This window comes from Mesorhizobium shonense, from assembly GCF_040545255.1.
Lineage (GTDB): Bacteria > Pseudomonadota > Alphaproteobacteria > Rhizobiales > Rhizobiaceae > Mesorhizobium > Mesorhizobium shonense.
Genome location: NZ_JBEPLM010000008.1, coordinates 213,350 through 229,886, shown reverse-complemented (window position 1 = coordinate 229,886; position 16,537 = coordinate 213,350). Strand labels below are relative to the sequence as shown.

Genomic DNA, 16,537 nt, shown 5'->3' with positions numbered 1-16,537 from the left:
TCGAGGGCGTAAACCGCATCCGTCATCGATGCAAGACGGGGGGTAAGCGCAACGCCGCGATTTTCCTGGCTTGGACGGCCTCGCTTAGGTGGACGAGGCGTCCGGCGTCTTGCCGGCGACCGAACTCCCCGCCTCTTCCTGCTGCTCGCGCGCCAAGCGGTCTCGTGCCTGGCTGCGCTCGATCAGGCGCGAGGACCAGATAGCGACCTCGTAGAGAATGATGGTCGGGATAGCGAGGCCGCACTGGCTCATCGGATCGGGCGGCGTCAGCACCGCGGCAACGACGAAGGAAAGGACAATCGCCCATTTGCGCTTTTCGGCCAGCGCCTGCGACGACAGCAGGCCGACGCGCGTCAAAAGGCTGGTCACGACCGGCAGTTGGAACACCAGGCCGAAGGAGAAGATCAAAGTCATGATCAGGCTGAGATATTCCGACACCTTCGGCAGCAGCGAGATCTGCACCTGGTCGTTGGTGCCGACCTGCTGCATGGCGAGGAAGAACCACATCACCATCGGCGTGAAGAAGAAATAGACCAGCGAAGCACCCATCAGGAACAGGATGGGCGACGCTATAAGGAACGGCAGGAAAGCGCTGCGCTCGTTCTTGTAGAGGCCCGGCGCGATGAACTTGTAGATCTGCGTGGCGATCAGCGGGAAGGCGATCACCATGCCGCCGAACATGGCGAGCTTCACCTGCGTGAAGAAGAACTCCTGCGGCGCCGTGTAGATCAGCTCGACCTTGTGCGGGTCGAGCCCGGCCCATTGCGTCGCCCATTTGAACGGAACGACCAGAAGGTTGAACAGACGCTTGGCGAAGAAGAAGCAGACGAGGAAGGCGATGAAGAAGCCACCCAGCGACCAGATCAGCCGCCGGCGCAGCTCGATAAGGTGCTCGATCAGCGGCGCCGACGATTTCTCGATCTCGTCTTTTTCCTGATCCGAAACGCTCACTTGGCGGCTCCCGCCGTCTTCTTGGCATCGGGTGACTTCTTCGCGGCCGGCTTCTTCGCCGCAGCGGGCTTGGCCTCGGTCTTGGGCGCTACCTTCTTGGCGGGCGTTACAGCCTTTGCCGCTGCAGCCGCGGACTTCGCCGGGGCTTTCGCCCCGGCAGCCTTGGCGGATACCGTCTTCGCCTTCGATGTCGCCGACTTTCTTACCGGCTGGGCCGGCACGGCGGTCTCCGCAGTTGGCGCGGTCAGGGAAGCATCGGTCATGGCGGGGAAGATCGGCGCGGCCGCAGCCGCCTCGGTCCCGTTGACGCCGGGCATGTCCGTCGCGCCGTTTTTGAGCGGCTCGGCGGCCTGCGGCGTCGATGCTGCCGGCGCCGCCGGATCGGCGGCCGGTTTGGGCTTCATCATCGTATCGACGCCGGAGCGAACATCCGCCGCAGCCTGCTCGAACGGATTGAGCTGCTTGCGGACCTCGTTCATTGGATTGAGGCCCCGAAGGCTGTCGATCGAACTCTTGACGTCGTCGAGTTCGGCTTCCTTGAGCGCGTCATTGAACTGCTTCTGGAAGTCGCCCGCCATGGCACGCAATTTCGCCGCGGTGCGGCCGAAGGTCCGCAGCATGCTGGGCAAATCCTTCGGCCCGACGACCACGATCATGACGACCGCGATCACCAGCAGTTCGCTCCAACCGACTTCGAACATGGCATCTATTCCGACTAGTGCATGCCGCCCAAAAACGCGGAGCGGTTTTGGGCTAACGGCATGTACAAACCAACAACCGGGCTCAGCTCTTGCTGACCTTTTCCTTGCCCGGCGAAACGGTCTCGTCGGCACGATGCTCGACGGTGCGCTTGTCGTCGGTATCGTCGTCAGCCATGCCCTTCTTGAAGCTCTTGATGCCCTTGGCCATGTCGCCCATCAGTTCGGGGATCTTGCCCCGACCGAACACCAGAAGCACGATGACCAGTACGATCATCCAGTGCCAAATCGAAAATGAACCCATAACCATCTCTCTCGAATGTTTTCCCTCGGCGATGATCTATGCGTTTTCGCTCGGGGATTCAAACACAACCGCAATGAAGTTGATAAAATGGCTAGCGGATGTCACGCACTTTCGGCGTGAGCGCCTTGCTACGAATCCGCGCAGCCCTAGCTAATAGGCCATTCGCGGCAAATTCAAGGTCACTCTTCCGTGACGCGCGGTGTGAGCAACCCGAGTTCCTCGAGGTCGATATCGGTCAGCGCATCCTCATCCTCGGCAGGTGCCTCCGGATCGGCCGGCGGCACCGGCATGGAGAAATTGGACGGCATGCGCGTCGAGAGCAATCCGGCGCCCTTCAGCTCTTCCATGCCAGGCAGATCGCGGATTTCCTCCAGCGCGAAGTGATCGAGGAAGGCATCGGTCGTGCCATAGGTCACAGGACGGCCAGGCGTGCGGCGCCGGCCGCGCATCCTGACCCACTCCGTTTCCAAGAGCGTGTCCAGCGTGCCCTTCGAGGTCTCGACGCCCCTGATGTCCTCGATCTCGGCCCGCGTCACCGGCTGGTGATAGGCAATGATCGCCAGCACCTCGAGCGCCGCGCGCGAAAGCTTTCTCTGCTGGACGGAGTCCCGGCTCATCAGGAAGGCGAGGTCGCCGGCGGTGCGGAACGCCCAGGCGTCGCCGACCCGCACCAGGTTGACCCCGCGCTTGGCGTAGATTTCCTGCAGGTCGGCCATTGCCGCCGCTATGTTGACGCCCTCGGGCAGGCGCGCCACCAGCTGCCTTTCGCTCACCGGCTCGGCGCTTGCGAAGATGATCGCCTCGGCCATGCGGACGGCTTCCGACAATTGCAGCCGCTCGGCGGGGTTCGCAACAGAGCCCTGTTCGGCCATCTCGTCTTCCGGCTCGTCCTCGACCTTGAACGGGATGACCGAAGCGTTGGCGCGCTCGCTCATGATACCACCTCGACTGCCTTGACCCCTTGTGCGCGCCCGCGCAGGTAGATCGGCGCGAAAACCTGGTCCTGCCGCACTTCCAGCTTGCCCTCGCGCACCATTTCGAGCGTCGCCGCGAAGGAACTCGCAACTGCCGTGCGTTTCTCTTCCGGCGCCGCCAGATATTGGATCAGGAAGCTGTCCAGCGCCGTCCAGTCGCTCAGCGTGCCGACCAGCCGCGCCAGCACGTCGCGCGCGTCCTTCAGCGACCAGACAGCGCGTCTGGCGATCGTCACGTTGTTGATCGCCTGCCGCTGGCGCTGCTGCGCATAGGCGGTCAGCAGATCGTAGAGCGAGGCCGAATAGGCGTTGCGCTTCTCCACGATCACCATCTCTGGCATGCCGCGCGCGAAGACGTCGCGGCCAAGCCGGTTGCGGTTGACCAGCCTTGCGGCCGCATCGCGCATCGCTTCCAAACGCTTCAGCCGGAATTGCAGCACCGCCGCCAGTTCCTCACCGCTCTCGCCCTCTTCCCCCGGCTGCTTCGGGATCAGCAGCTTCGATTTGAGGAAGGCGAGCCACGCCGCCATCACCAGATAATCGGCCGCAAGCTCCAGCCTCAGCGCCCTCACCCTCTCGATGAAGGCCAGATATTGCTCGGCGAGCGCCAGGATCGAGATGCGCGCCAGATCGACCTTCTGGTTGCGGGCAAGGTGCAGCAGAAGGTCGAGCGGGCCTTCGAAGCCTGCCACGTCGACCACCAGCGACGGATCGCCTGTCAGGCGTGAATCGTCGTTCTCGGCCCACAGACGGTCCATCGGTGCGGCCTTCGCGGCCTTGCTGTCCAATGTTTCCGCCACTTGCCTTTCTTTCCCTTCGGTTCAGGCCACCGCTTCGAAATAGGTGGCGAATTCCGCGCGTATCGCACTTTCGTCGGCGACGTCGCGGCTCTCTATATAGGTCAGCGCCCGCTCCGCTCTCGCCAAGGACTTGCCTTCGAGCGCCGTCGTGCGCGACGCGATCCCTGACATTTCCTCGAAAACGCCGTTGCAGTGAAGGACGAGATCGACGCCGGCCGCAAGGATCGCGGCCGCCTTTGTCGGGAAATCCCCAGAAAGTGCCTTCATCGACGTGTCGTCGCTCATCAAGAGCCCGTCGAAGCCGATCTCGCCGCGGATCACCTCGTTGACGACCTTGGCCGAGGTCGTCGCTGGATTGTCCGGGTCGACGGCGCTGTAGACGACATGCGCCGTCATCGCCATCGGCAGGTGGTTGAGCGCCTTGAACGGGGCGAAATCATGTCGCCGCAACTCGGCGAGCGGCGTGTCGACCGTCGGCAGCGCAAAATGCGTGTCGGCGAAGGCGCGGCCATGGCCAGGAATATGCTTCATGACCGGCAGGACGCCGCCCGACATCAGGCCTTCGGCCGAAGCCCGGCCAAGCTCGATCACGGCATTGGGCTCTTTGCCATAAGCGCGCGCGCCGATCACGTCGCTGGCGCCCTCGACTGGAACGTCGAGCACCGGCAGGCAATCGGCGGTGATGCCTAAACGGGAAAGATCGAAGGCATGCAGCCGCGCCAGCAGCCACGCGGCGCGGCGGCCGGCCTCGCGATCGTCGCGCCAAAGCGCGCCAAGCGCGCCACCGGCAGGGTAGTTCGGCGCCAGCGGCGGCCGCAGGCGCTGCACCCGGCCGCCTTCCTGGTCGATGAAGACCGGAGCATCCGGGCGCCCGACGCAGTCGCGCATCGAGGAGACAAGATCGCGGATCTGCTCGGCCTCGCCGATGTTGCGCGCAAACAGGATGAAACCCCAGGGGCGTTCATCGCGGTAGAAGCGGATTTCATCAGGGGCGAGCGATTTCCCGGCGCAGCCGAGGATCATGGATTTTGATTCGGTCATAGAGGGAAGCTTAGGGCTTTGGGAAAGCAAAGGGAATCACCCCTGCCCCGCAGCGCCCGAATGCCGAAAGCCGTCCACAACGAAAAGCCGGCGCGGCCCTGAGGGCAGCGCCGGCTTTGGGACGCTCGGGATGGTCAGCGCGACACGAAGCAGGTGCCGCCGGCCGCCTTGTAGCTGGTGCACAGGTTGATCGCATCGTTGCGCGACTGCGCCGGAACGCGAACGCGGTAGAACGTGCCCTTGCCGGCGATCTCGGCCTTGACGATGTTGGCGGTACGCCCGGAAAGCACGCTGCCGTAACGGCGCTGCAGGTCCTGGTAGGTCGACTGGGCGCTTTCGACCGTCGGCTGCGAGGCGACCTGCATCGACCACGAGCCGCCGCCTGCCGCCGCCGGATCGATGGAAGCGACCTTGTCGGGCTTGACTTCGCCGACGATGTCGACCGGCTGGTCGGACGGGCGCGGCGGCGCCACCGGCACTTTCGCCGGCGTGTTGGCCGACTGGACCTTGGCTTCGGCTTTCGGCGCGGCAGTCGGCTTCGCCGGCTTGGCGGTCTCATCCTGACCGGAATCGGCCTGATCCGCGGACTGGTCGGCGGCCGGCGTGACGGTTCCCGTCGGCTGGGCATCGCCCTGCCCGGCCGGAGCGACATGCTGCGGCGCCGGATCGGGAGGCTCCGTCGCCGCAACTTCCGGCGCGGGAGCCGGGTCCTCGCGCGGAACCAGCGAGCCGTCGGGCTTCACCATCATGGTCTTGACCTTGCGCGGTGCCACGGCGACGACGTCGTTGTTGGCCCCCTTGTCGGCCTCCTGCAGCACCTGGGCGATGCGGTCTTCCGACTTCGGCGCAGGAGCGGGCGGCTGCGCGCTCTCAGGCGCTGCCGCCTGGGCACCAGCCGGCACTGAGGCGTCTGCAGTCGGCGCTGCTGCTTCTGCTTTCGGCGCGGCGGCGTTCGGATTGCCAGCTGCGTCAGTACCGGGCGCTGCGTCGGTATCGTCAGGCGAGAGGTCGACGATCCGGCTCTGCGGCGGTTCCTTCGACGCCACGTCGATCGGCTCCTCGGTGTTGGTCACCAGTTTCTGCTGCACAGGCTCAGTGGGCTTGGCCGCCCCACCCTTCGCCACCGCGTCATAGACCTTGTTGTCCTGGTTCGGCACCACGGCTCCGCCCGGATTTTCCGGCTTGACCTTGATCGGCGAATTGTCGGCCTTGACGATTACGGGCGCTTCGCTGCCGCCCTTGCCGCCGAAGGAGAAGGCAAGAGCGCCGAGCCCGCCGGCGATCACCGCGGCGCCGACGAGCGCGGCAACCATGAAGCCGCGGCTGCGCGGCTTTGCGGCTTCGCGCTCGGCAAGGCCCGGCACGGTCATCGCCTCGTCGAGCTCGGGATCGTAGTCGAGCTCGTCGACTGCAAAGCCCTCGGCTTGCGAAACCGGGCGGCTGCCGGGCAAATCGTCGGCATCGAATTCGCTCGCGGCCGCGGCATAGGAGGCGGCCGCCGGAGCGGTGGGCGTCTCCGCGCGAAGCTCGCGACGATCATAGCCGGTCTTGAACCCGGCATTGTAGGAATCGTCCTCATAGCCCCGGCTCTGCACGGGCGCCTGAGCGATCTCGGTCGCGTTCATCTCGCTAAGCAAGCCTGCAAACTCGGCATCGAGATCGTCATAGACGGGCGCTGCCGGCTGATCCTCCTCGAAGCTGAGCTCCGGAATATCGAGATCGTCGGCCAGCGCCACGACGCGCTCCGGCACGTCGACCGTCTCGACATCGGGCATTTCCTCCTGATGGCGAGGCTGCGGCGCCGAGGCCGGCTTGGCGTAGGTGGAATAGTCCTTCGCCGGCTCGTCACCATTGGCAGGCGCCGCCATCTGCAACGTCGGCTTGGCGTAGGCGGAATAGTCCTTCACCGGCGCGTCACGATAGGCGGGAGCCGCCATTTGCGGCGCTGAGGCCGTCGGCGGCTGCGACGCGAACGAGGCCTGCGCAGGTGCGGCGACCGGGGTCACGCGGCTCCACGACCGGGCCGGTTCGGCGACCGACGCGTCCTGCTCGATGCCCTTGGCAAAAGCTGCATCGAAAGCCTCGTCATCGAAATCGATGCTCGGCTCGGCATTCTGTTCAGCCGCCGTGTCTTCGAAGCCCTGCCGGTCGAGTTCGCCGGCGAGCAGCGCATCGAGATCGGCATCGGCATCGGCAGGCTGATCGGTCTCCTCGCTCCGCGCAAGCTCGTGCTCATCGAGATCCCAATCGAGATCATCGGCTGCCACGGCAGCGTGCTGGCCGGTGTAGCCGGCCGGCTGCGGCGCCGGAGCGGGTTCCTTGGCGACCGGAGTGGGGGCGACCGGAGTGGGGGCGACCGGAGCCGCCGCGGCCGGGATGGGCCGTGCGGTCATAGCGCCGAGCAGCGCGTTGAGCTCGTCTTCCAGGCTCCGCTCGGCAGAGGTCGCAGTCGGCTTGGCCGGCTCGACTGCCGCAATCGGCGGAACCGGTGCCGATACGGCCGGAGCAGGCTCCGCGAATGATGGCTCAGCCGCAGCCACGGGCTCGACAGCAGGAACTACCGGCTCCTCGGCAAGAGCGTCACCGAAGTTGAGTTCGAAATCGTCTTCGAAGACCTGATCGGTTGCGGCCCGGTGGTCAGCGACGGATTCAGGCTCCGCGGCGGCAGCTTCCGGCTCCTCGGCAAGGGCGTCACCGAAGCTGCGTTCGAAATCGTCTCCAAACACGTGATCGGTTGCAGCCCGGTGGTCAGCAACGGGTTCAGGCTCCAGGGCGGCAGCTTCCGGCTCCTCGGCAAGGGCGTCACGGAAGCTGAGCTCGAAATCGTCTTCGAAGACCTGATCCGCGGCAGGCTCGCGATCGGCAACAAGCTCGGGATCGATGGCGGGCTCGGGATCAGCGGCGAAATGCGCTGCCTCAACAGGCGCCTCGACAGCCACCGGCTGCTCGGCATCGACCAGTTCCTGTTCCAGGATCGGCTGATCGAGATCCATGTCGACATCGGCCATCGCCTGGTCAAATGGGGCCTGATCGAACTGGACCTGATCGAACTCGCCGTCGAAATCTCCGTCGGCGATCGGCTGGTCGGCAGCGGGGTGAGCCTCGACCGGCTGAACGTCAGCGGCCTCGGACTGCCCGGTCTCGCGGTCATCGAACGCCAGCTCGTCCTCGAGCGACATCTGAACGGCGCTGTCGAAATCGGCATCGAATGCCGCCTCGGCCGCAGGCTCGACAACGGCGGGCTCGACAGCGGCAGGCTCGGCGGCGGCGACGGCGCCACGGCCCGCATCGGGCTCGTGATGGTCGACCCGGAAGCCCTCATCCAGCGATGCCGCCATTTCCTGGTCGACGGAAAGGTCGTCCTCTAGAGGCGAGACCTCGTCCTCCAGAGGCGAGACTTCGTCCTCCAGCGGCGAGACCTCCAAGGAGCCCGCGACCGCCTTGTCGAAATCATCGTCGGCGGCCGGCTCCGGCGCACGAGGCGTGGCAAAATGGGCGTGATCGACAGCGTCGTCAAAGACGAAATCCTGCTCAAAGGAAGCGGCAAGCTCGTCGTCGGTGAGAGCGGCATTGGCGGCTCCGTAGGCCGGCTCGTGCCGAGCTGTCTGCTGCACGACCGGCGCGCTTTCCTCGGCAACGTCGAATTCGCCCATCAGCTCCTTTTCGAGGTCGATGTCGAAATCGCCCTCTTCCGCAGCCTGGTTTGCGGGGGCAGCCTTTGCGGCCGCTGGCGTCTGCGGCCTGACCGGCTGGCGCGGATCGAAACCCATGATGCGGGTCAGTTCCGCGAACGGATCGTCTTCGGCGATGTGGTTGTTTGCGGCTACTTTCAGCTGGGTTCTGTCTGCCATTATTGTTCCCGAACTCGCACACAGTCGGACGCCATGGACGTCGCGCAGGGTTGGCCCTTACCAGCGCAATGTGGGCAAAAGGTGACAGGTTTTTTAGTCAAACCTAACGCATTTCGGTAGGCGCATCAGCTCCTATCAGCGTCAGGCCGGAGGTCAAAACATCCGAAACAGCCTGCACCAGCCCTAGTCTGGCATACGTCAATTGTGGGTCGTTAACCTTAACAAAACGTAAGTCTGGGTTGTCGGTGCCCCGATTCCAGTGTGCGTGGAAGCTCGACGCCAGATCGTAGAGGTAGAATGCCAGCCGGTGCGGCTCCAGCGCAAGTGCCGCGGATTCAATCAGCCGTGGATATTCAGCCAGCTTCCGGACCAGGCCGATCTCGCCCTCATCGGTCAGCGACGCAACCGAGGCCACGAGCCGGTTACGATCGAAATTCGCCTCGCCCAATTGCTCGCTCGCCTGCCGGAAGACCGAGTGGCAGCGCGCCGAGGCGTACTGCACGTAAAACACCGGATTGTCCTTGGACTGCTCGGTGACCTTGGCGAAGTCGAAATCGAGCGGCGCGTCGTTCTTGCGGTAGAGCATCATGAAGCGGATCGGGTCGCGGCCGACCTCCTCCACCACGTCGCGCAGCGTGACGAAATCGCCCGACCGCTTAGACATCCGGACCGGCTCGCCATCGCGGAACAGCTTGACCAGTTGGCAGAGCAGGACCGTGAGCTTGACCGTGTCGCCGGCGACCGCGCGCGCCAGCGCCTCGAGCCGCTTGACGTAGCCGCCATGGTCGGCGCCGAGTACATAGATCAGATCGACGAAGCCGCGCTCGACCTTGTCCTTGAGATAGGCGACGTCGGCGGCGAAATAGGTGAACGAGCCGTCGGACTTGACCAGTGCCCGGTCCATATCGTCGCCGACGGCGGTCGAGCGGAACAGCGTCTGCTCGCGGTCCTCCCAATCGTCCGGCTTCTCGCCCTTCGGCGGCGGCAGCTTGCCCTTGTAGATATGGCCTTTGAGCGTCAGGTCGGCGATCGCGGCCCGGATCTTCTTGGCATTGTCGGCATGCAGCGTGCGCTCGGAAAAGAACACGTCGTGATGCACGTTGAGCAGCGCCAGGTCCTCGCGGATCATCGCCATCATCGCATCGACCGTGCGGTCCTTGACGATCGCCAGCGCTTCGTCTCCCGGCATCTCCAGCAGGCCGAGGCCGAACTGCTCGGCCAGCGCCTGGCCTACCGGGACCAGGTAGTCGCCCGGATAGAGGCCTGGCGGGATCTCGCCGATGTCTTCGCCGAGCGCTTCGCGGTAGCGCAGCATGGCCGAGCGGCCGAGCACGTCGATCTGCGAGCCGGCGTCGTTGATGACATATTCCTTGGTCACGTCGTAGCCGGCGAAGGCCATCAAATTGGCGAGCGTGTCGCCGACGACGGCGCCGCGGCAATGCCCGACATGCATCGGGCCGGTCGGGTTGGCCGAGACATATTCGACATTGGCCTTGCGGCCGCCGCCGATCTTCGAGCGGCCATAGTTGCGGCCTTCGCCGAGCAGCACCGCGAGATGCGCCTGCCAGAACCCGTCCTTGAGTCTGAGATTGACGAAACCCGGCCCGGCGACATCGGCAGACGCGATGTCGGCATCAGCGCGCAGCGCTTCGGTCAGCTTCTCGGCGAGAGCGCGCGGGTTCTGGCCGGTAGGCTTGGCCAGCACCATCGCCGCATTGGTGGCAAGATCGCCATGGCTGGCGTCGCGCGGCGGCTCGACCGCGATACGCGACAGATCCAACGCTCCGCCGTCCTTGTCTTTCAGATCAAGGGCTTCGACAGCTTTTACGATCCGCGCGTTGAAATCGGCGAAGATATTCATCTGTGTGCTCTGGGCTTTAAGAGGCGACCGGCTTTTCTTGGCCGGCAAAATCGAGGCTCGCCCTAGCTTAAATCCGGCGTATGGTCAAACAGACGCCTATGCTCCTTGAGCGCATAGGTATCGGTCATGCCGGCCAGGAAATCGGCGACGCTGCGCGCCTTGATGCGGTCTTCCGCTCTGTCGAGCCCTTCGCGCCAGCCGTCCGGCATGGCGCGCGGGTCGGCGAAATAGACATCGAACAGGTCTCGGACGATCTGTTCGGCGTCCGCGCGCACGCGCATCACTTCGGCATGCCGGTAGAGATGCTTGTAGAGGAAGGCCTTCAGTTCCTTTTCGGCCGCGGCCATGCTGGCGGAAAAGGTGACGATCGTTTCACCCGCCGCCCTCACCGCGTCGGCGCTGTCCGGTTTCAGCCGCTCGATGTTGGCGGCGGTCGATGTGATGACATCCTCCACCATCAGTGTGATCTGCCGGCGCATCAGCTCATGGCCGGTGCGTACGTCGTCGAGCCCCGGATAGCGGGCGCGCACTGCCGCGAGGATCGAACTCGGCAGGCCGACACCCTCCAGCATTTCCAGCGTCAGGAAGCCGGCACGCAGGCCGTCGTCGATATCATGGGTGTTGTAGGCGATGTCGTCGGCGATTGCGGCGCACTGCGCCTCGATGCCGGCGAACCGGTCAAGCTCGAGGTCGTGCAGCTCCGAATAGTCGCGGATCGCCTGCGGCACCGGCCCCTTGAGCCCCTTCCCACTCGCGTCGGTGAGCGGACCGTTGTGCTTGACCAGTCCTTCCAGCGTTTCCCAGGTGAGGTTCAGCCCGTCGAACTCCGCATAGCGCCGCTCGAGCCGCGTCACGACGCGCAGCGACTGCGCATTGTGGTCGAAGCCGCCCCAACCGGACATCTTCTCGTTCAGCGCCTCCTCGCCGGTATGGCCGAAAGGCGTGTGGCCGAAATCATGCACCAATGCCACCGCCTCGGCGAGGTCCTCGTCGCCGCGCAGCGCCCGCGCCAGGGCCCGGGCGATCTGCGCCACCTCGATCGAATGCGTCAGCCTGGTGCGATAGTGGTCGCCTTCATGCGCGACGAACACCTGCGTCTTGTGCTTCAGCCGGCGAAAGGCGGTGGAATGAATGATGCGGTCGCGGTCCCGCTGGAACGGCGTGCGGGTCGGGCTTTCCGGCTCATCGAACAGGCGGCCGCGCGAACGCGCCGGATCGCTGGCATAGACGGCGCGCGGCCGGTAGCCGAATCCGATATCGTCGAGAGCATCCTTGCCCATTCACCCACCAGTTGACTGTGTCACCCACCGGTTGACTTGCCCGCGCCCGCTTCATACCTATCATAGGAAACCGAAAGCAAGGTGACGCCGATGGGCGCGGATGCCAAGACTGCCATGAAGGTCGAGATGACCGACGCCGCCGCGAAGCGGATCGCCAGGATCCTGTCCGGCGAGCCCGGCAAGACCGCGCTGCGCGTTTCCGTCGAAGGCGGCGGCTGCTCCGGTTTTTCCTACAAGTTCGACCTCGTCGATAGTCGCAACGACGACGACGTCGCCATCGAGAAGGATGGCGCGACGATCCTGATCGACGACCTCTCGCTGGTCTATATGGGCGGCTCGGTGATCGACTTCGTCGACGACCTGATGGGCCAGTCCTTCCAGATCAGGAACCCGAACGCCGTCGCCTCCTGCGGCTGCGGCACCAGTTTCTCCATCTGACCTCCGATGCCTCCGATCGGCGCGGTCCGCCAGGTCGCGCTGTCGGCCGGGCGCGATCTCGATGCCACGCTTGCCTTCTGGCAAGACGTGCTCGGCACGAGCGTGCATGCGCGCTACGACCCGCCGGGCATCGCCTTCATCATGGCAGGGGCCGTGCGGCTGTTCTTTGCCGACGGCGTGCCGCCCGGCACCGTCTATCTCGACATTGCCGGTCTCGAGGCTTTCCATGCCGAGGCGAAGGCCGCCGGCGTTCCCTTCACCGCGCAGCCCGCGCTCGTCCATCGTGACACCGAGGGTAGGTTCGGTCCGGCGGGGGAAAGCGAATGGATGGCCTTTCTAAAGGACCCCGCAGGCAATACGATCGGCCTCGTCGAGCGCCTTGCGCCGGAACGAGATTGAGGTCCCCATGAAGATCGTCACCTGGAACATCAACGGCGTTCGCGCCCGCATCGGCAACCTCACCCACTGGCTGACCGAGAGCGCGCCGGACATCGTCTGCCTGCAGGAGATCAAGACCCTCGACGATCAGTTTCCGCGCGCCGAGATCGAGGCGCTGGGCTACAATGTCGAGACCAACGGCCAGAAGAGCTTCAACGGCGTCGCCCTCCTGTCGAAGCTCCCCTTCGACGAGGTCAATCGCGGTCTGCCCGGAGACGATGCCGACGACCATGCGCGTTTCATCGAAGGCGTTTTTTCGACCGACAAAGGCGCCTTGCGCGTCGCCTCGCTTTATTTGCCGAACGGCAATCCGATCGATGACGAGCGGAAGTTTTCCTACAAGCTGGCATGGATGGCGCGGCTCGAGCGCTGGGCGGTCGAGCGCCTCAGGCTCGAGGAGGCGCTGGTGCTGGCCGGCGACTACAATGTCATTCCGGAGCACGCCGACGCCAGGTTCCCCGAGAACTGGCTCGGCGACGCGCTGTTCCAGCCGCAGACGAGGCAAGCCTTCCGCCGCCTGAAGAATCTCGGCTTCACCGAGGCCGTGCGCGCCGTCACTGACTCCTCCGACGTCTATACTTTCTGGGACTATCAGGCCGGCGCCTGGCAGAAGAACAACGGCATCCGCATCGACCATCTTTTGCTGTCGCCCGAAGCCGCCAACCGCTTTTCCTCGGCCTCGGTCGAAAAGCATGTGCGCGCCTGGGAAAAACCCTCCGATCATGTGCCGGTGGCGATCGATCTCGACCTGCGGCCGACCTGAAGAAGCTATTCAGCTAACTCTCGCAGAACCCTGATATCGCCACAAATCGCGCGTTTGATGCGGGTTGTTGCGGGGGTTCAATGACGATCCGATTTGTTCTTTGCCCGATCGGCTTTGCGCTGGCGTTCGCCGCGCCGGCGCCGACGCTCGCCCAGGCATGCCTTGCCAACGGCAAATCCTTCAAGGTCGGTGAAACGGCCTGCCTGACTGTTGCCGGCGAAAGTCACCTCGCGCGCTGCGACATGGTTCTCAACAACACCTCCTGGACGAAGGTGAAGGACGACTGCCCTGGCGAGAACCAGGCGCCGAAATTGCACCCGACCTCGACGCCGAGCACGGTGCCGACGGAGCCTACCGACAACTGAAAGCCGCCGCTCACTGGTCGCCGTTGTTGCCCTTGGTCAGGATGTCGTCGGCGAGCGAGATCGCCGTGCGGCGGTCGGCTTCGCCGGCGGCGGCAAAGGCTTCTTCCTGCATGCTGCGGATCCAGGGCTGATCGGCGGGCGGAGCACGCTCGAGTGCGGCCGTCATCATCGCCAGGCCGCGCACGATCTTGCCGCTCTGGAAGAGCAGATTGCCGAGCGTCGCCTGGGCGCCGGCATGGCCTTTTTCGGCTGCCAGTTGCAGCCAGCGCCCGGCCTGCTTGACGCTGGCCTTCACGCCGCCCTCGCCCTTGAGGAACATCTGGCCGATCTCGAACTGGGCGTTCGGATTGCGGTAGTTGGCGGCGGCGCGCATGTAATATTCCTGCGCCGCGACCTCGTTTTCCTCGACCGGACTGCCCGGGATGCCTTTGCGCAGATAGTCGCCGAGGGCGACGAGCGCGTCGGAGACGTAACTTTCCTCCGGCGAGCCGGGCTCGACGTCCTGGTCGACGATCTCCGAGAAGAACTTGAAGGCCGCGTAGTCGTCGCGCGCCACGCCGTCGCCTTGGGCATACATGCGCGCAAGCTTCCAGGTGGCGCCGATCTGGCCGTTCTCAGCGGCGTATTTATAGGCCTCGACCGCCTGGTCCTTATGGCCGTTTTTGTAGGCGGAAAAACCGAACTGGAACACCGCCCACGGGCTCGACTGCGGCTTCACTCCGGTCTTGTCGTCGAACACCTTGTCGTCGAAGGCCATGGCCTGCCCGACGGCTACCAAGGTCGCAACCGCGACCAGTGCCGAAAAGACAGATGACCTCAACACCTCAAATGTCCGCATAGCAGTGTGTTTCTTTCGCACCGCCCGGATGGGTGACCGCGCCGTCGCGGGCCGACCCTACGGTCTGCGCATATTTCCAGATTGCGCCGGACTGATAATCGGTCTCGCGCGCTTTCCATTTCTTCGCCCGCGCTGCGAGCTCGGCATCCGACAGCGCCACCTCGATCGTGCCTTTCACGGCGTCGATCGAGATCACGTCGCCATCCTTGATGAGCCCGATCGGCCCGCCGACCGCCGCCTCCGGCCCGACATGGCCGATGCAGAAGCCACGTGTAGCACCGGAAAAGCGTCCGTCCGTGATCAGCGCCACCTTGCCGCCCATGCCCTGGCCGTAAAGCGCCGCCGTCGTCGACAGCATTTCGCGCATGCCCGGACCGCCGCGCGGCCCCTCGTAGCGGATGACAAGGACCTCGCCTTCCTGGTAATTGCGCAGCGTGACCGCTTCGAAGCACTCCTCTTCCGAATCGAAGCAGCGCGCCGGGCCTGAGAATTTCAGCTCCGACATGCCGGCGACCTTCACGATCGCGCCTTCGGGGGCAAGGTTGCCCTTCAAGCCCACAACGCCGCCCGTCTTGGTGATTGGCCGATTGGCGGGACGCACAACATCCTGGCTGTCATTCCAGGCAACGTGCTGCATATTTTCGGCCAAAGTGCGGCCGGTGACGGTGAGGCAATCGCCGTGCAGATAGCCGTGGTCGAGCAGCGTTTTCATCAAGAGCGGAATGCCGCCGGCCTCGAACATGTCCTTGGCGACATATTTGCCGCCGGGCTTGAGGTCGGCGATGTAAGGCGTCTTCTCGAAGATCGCCGCGACATCGAACAGGTCGAACTTTATGCCGGCCTCATGCGCGATCGCCGGCAGATGCAGCGCCGCGTTGGTCGAACCGCCGGTGGCGGACACGACAGTTGCCGCATTCTCCAGCGCTTTGCGGGTGACGATGTCGCGCGGCCGGATGTTCTTGGCGATCAGCTCCATGACCTTTTCGCCGGAGGCGAAATTGAAGCGGTCGCGCATTTCGTACGGCGCCGGCGCGCCGCAGGAATAGGGCAAGGCCAGGCCGATCGCCTCGGCGACGGTCGCCATGGTGTTGGCGGTGAACTGGGCGCCGCAGGAACCCGCCGACGGGCAAGCCGCCTGCTCGATTTCGAGCAGTTCGGAATCGGAGATCGTGCCGACCGAATGCTGGCCGACCGCCTCGAACACGTCCTGCACGGTGATCTGCCGGCCGCGATAGCTGCCGGGCAGGATCGAGCCGCCATAGATGAAGATCGACGGCACGTTGAGGCGGACCATCGCCATCATCATGCCGGGCAGCGACTTGTCGCAGCCGGCAAGCCCGACCAGCGCGTCGTAGCAATGGCCGCGCATGGTGAGCTCGACCGAATCGGCGATCACCTCGCGCGACACCAGCGACGATTTCATGCCCTGGTGGCCCATGGCGATGCCGTCGGTGACCGTGATGGTGCAGAATTCGCGCGGCGTGCCGTTGGCGGCCGCGACGCCCTTCTTCACCACCTGCGCCTGGCGCATCAGCGAAATGTTGCAGGGCGCGGCCTCGTTCCAGCAGCTGGCGACGCCGACCAACGGCTGCGCGATCTCGGCCGCCGACAGTCCCATGGCGTAGAGGTACGAGCGGTGCGGCGCGCGCGCCGGACCAACGGTCACGTAGCGGCTGGGCAGCTTGGCCTTGGAGATCACCCTGGCGTCCATACTCGTCCTTGCCGCACACCCCGCGGCCTACCCCCTTCGCCGCGCCAACCTGGCACGCATTCCCGGGACCTATCCGGGTTGCTCCGCGTTTATGGCGGGAAATGGGCAGTTCCCTCGGCTAGCCTTTTAGCGCCGGGGTTGTTCATAAACTGTTGCTAAAACGTCACAATCGTGAAGGGCGCCGGCTGCGACGCGAATTTGCAACATAGGATCGGGCAGCCAGG

The 16,537-nt window shown here is 64.8% G+C and carries 15 protein-coding genes; 4 read left to right on the top strand and 11 right to left on the bottom strand.

Going from position 1 to position 16,537, the window contains the following annotated elements; translation table 11 throughout:
- Nucleotides 1–84: 84 nt before the first annotated feature.
- From tatC to ABID26_RS21450, 9 genes are all read right to left on the bottom strand, one after another.
- Nucleotides 85–951: a twin-arginine translocase subunit TatC gene (gene tatC / locus ABID26_RS21490; RefSeq protein WP_292300593.1), complete on the bottom strand. Its 867-nt coding sequence runs from the start codon at nt 949–951 to the stop codon at nt 85–87.
- Nucleotides 948–1,652, bottom strand: coding sequence for a Sec-independent protein translocase protein TatB (gene tatB / locus ABID26_RS21485; protein WP_292344526.1), 705 nt, complete (start codon nt 1,650–1,652; stop codon nt 948–950). Before tatB ends, tatC begins: the two co-directional genes overlap by 4 nt.
- Nucleotides 1,653–1,734: 82 nt before the next feature.
- Nucleotides 1,735–1,953 (bottom strand): twin-arginine translocase TatA/TatE family subunit, encoded by a 219-nt coding sequence (locus ABID26_RS21480; RefSeq protein ID WP_059185404.1) that lies wholly within the window; start codon nt 1,951–1,953, stop codon nt 1,735–1,737.
- A 179-nt stretch (nt 1,954–2,132) separates the two neighbouring features.
- Entirely contained in the window at nt 2,133–2,888 is a 756-nt protein-coding gene (gene scpB / locus ABID26_RS21475) for an SMC-Scp complex subunit ScpB (RefSeq protein ID WP_126099775.1), read from the bottom strand.
- Entirely contained in the window at nt 2,885–3,685 is an 801-nt protein-coding gene (locus ABID26_RS21470) for a segregation and condensation protein A (RefSeq protein WP_126102672.1), read from the bottom strand. Before ABID26_RS21470 ends, scpB begins: the two co-directional genes overlap by 4 nt.
- A 63-nt stretch (nt 3,686–3,748) precedes the next feature.
- Nucleotides 3,749–4,768, bottom strand: coding sequence for a beta-N-acetylhexosaminidase (nagZ, locus tag ABID26_RS21465; protein WP_292304824.1), 1,020 nt, complete (start codon nt 4,766–4,768; stop codon nt 3,749–3,751).
- Nucleotides 4,769–4,902: 134 nt separating this feature from the next.
- Nucleotides 4,903–8,619, bottom strand: a complete 3,717-nt coding sequence (locus ABID26_RS21460) for an SPOR domain-containing protein (RefSeq protein WP_354416275.1) — start codon at nt 8,617–8,619, stop codon at nt 4,903–4,905.
- Between the two features lie 103 nt (nt 8,620–8,722).
- Entirely contained in the window at nt 8,723–10,480 is a 1,758-nt protein-coding gene (gene argS, locus ABID26_RS21455) for an arginine--tRNA ligase (protein WP_126099772.1), read from the bottom strand.
- Between the two features lie 62 nt (nt 10,481–10,542).
- A complete protein-coding gene (locus tag ABID26_RS21450; protein WP_292304270.1) occupies nt 10,543–11,760 on the bottom strand; it encodes a deoxyguanosinetriphosphate triphosphohydrolase in 1,218 nt (405 codons plus the stop codon).
- 90 nt (nt 11,761–11,850) lie between these two features.
- Between ABID26_RS21450 and erpA the strand changes: the two genes are divergently transcribed.
- From erpA to ABID26_RS21430, 4 genes are all read left to right on the top strand, one after another.
- Nucleotides 11,851–12,198 (top strand): iron-sulfur cluster insertion protein ErpA, encoded by a 348-nt coding sequence (erpA, locus tag ABID26_RS21445; RefSeq protein ID WP_292304269.1) that lies wholly within the window; start codon nt 11,851–11,853, stop codon nt 12,196–12,198.
- A 6-nt stretch (nt 12,199–12,204) separates the two neighbouring features.
- Nucleotides 12,205–12,597, top strand: coding sequence for a VOC family protein (locus tag ABID26_RS21440; protein WP_292304267.1), 393 nt, complete (start codon nt 12,205–12,207; stop codon nt 12,595–12,597).
- Between the two features lie 7 nt (nt 12,598–12,604).
- Nucleotides 12,605–13,399 (top strand): exodeoxyribonuclease III, encoded by a 795-nt coding sequence (xth, locus tag ABID26_RS21435; protein ID WP_292304265.1) that lies wholly within the window; start codon nt 12,605–12,607, stop codon nt 13,397–13,399.
- Between the two features lie 80 nt (nt 13,400–13,479).
- Nucleotides 13,480–13,764, top strand: coding sequence for a hypothetical protein (locus tag ABID26_RS21430; protein ID WP_126099767.1), 285 nt, complete (start codon nt 13,480–13,482; stop codon nt 13,762–13,764).
- A 10-nt stretch (nt 13,765–13,774) separates the two neighbouring features.
- On the opposite strand, the gene ABID26_RS21425 is transcribed toward ABID26_RS21430, so the two are convergent.
- Both ABID26_RS21425 and ilvD read right to left on the bottom strand, forming a co-directional pair.
- Nucleotides 13,775–14,602 (bottom strand): tetratricopeptide repeat protein, encoded by an 828-nt coding sequence (locus ABID26_RS21425; protein WP_126099766.1) that lies wholly within the window; start codon nt 14,600–14,602, stop codon nt 13,775–13,777.
- Complete coding sequence (gene ilvD / locus ABID26_RS21420) at nt 14,589–16,313, bottom strand: dihydroxy-acid dehydratase (protein ID WP_292304263.1); 1,725 nt, start codon at nt 16,311–16,313, stop codon at nt 14,589–14,591. Before ilvD ends, ABID26_RS21425 begins: the two co-directional genes overlap by 14 nt.
- Between the last annotated feature and the right edge of the window lie 224 nt (nt 16,314–16,537).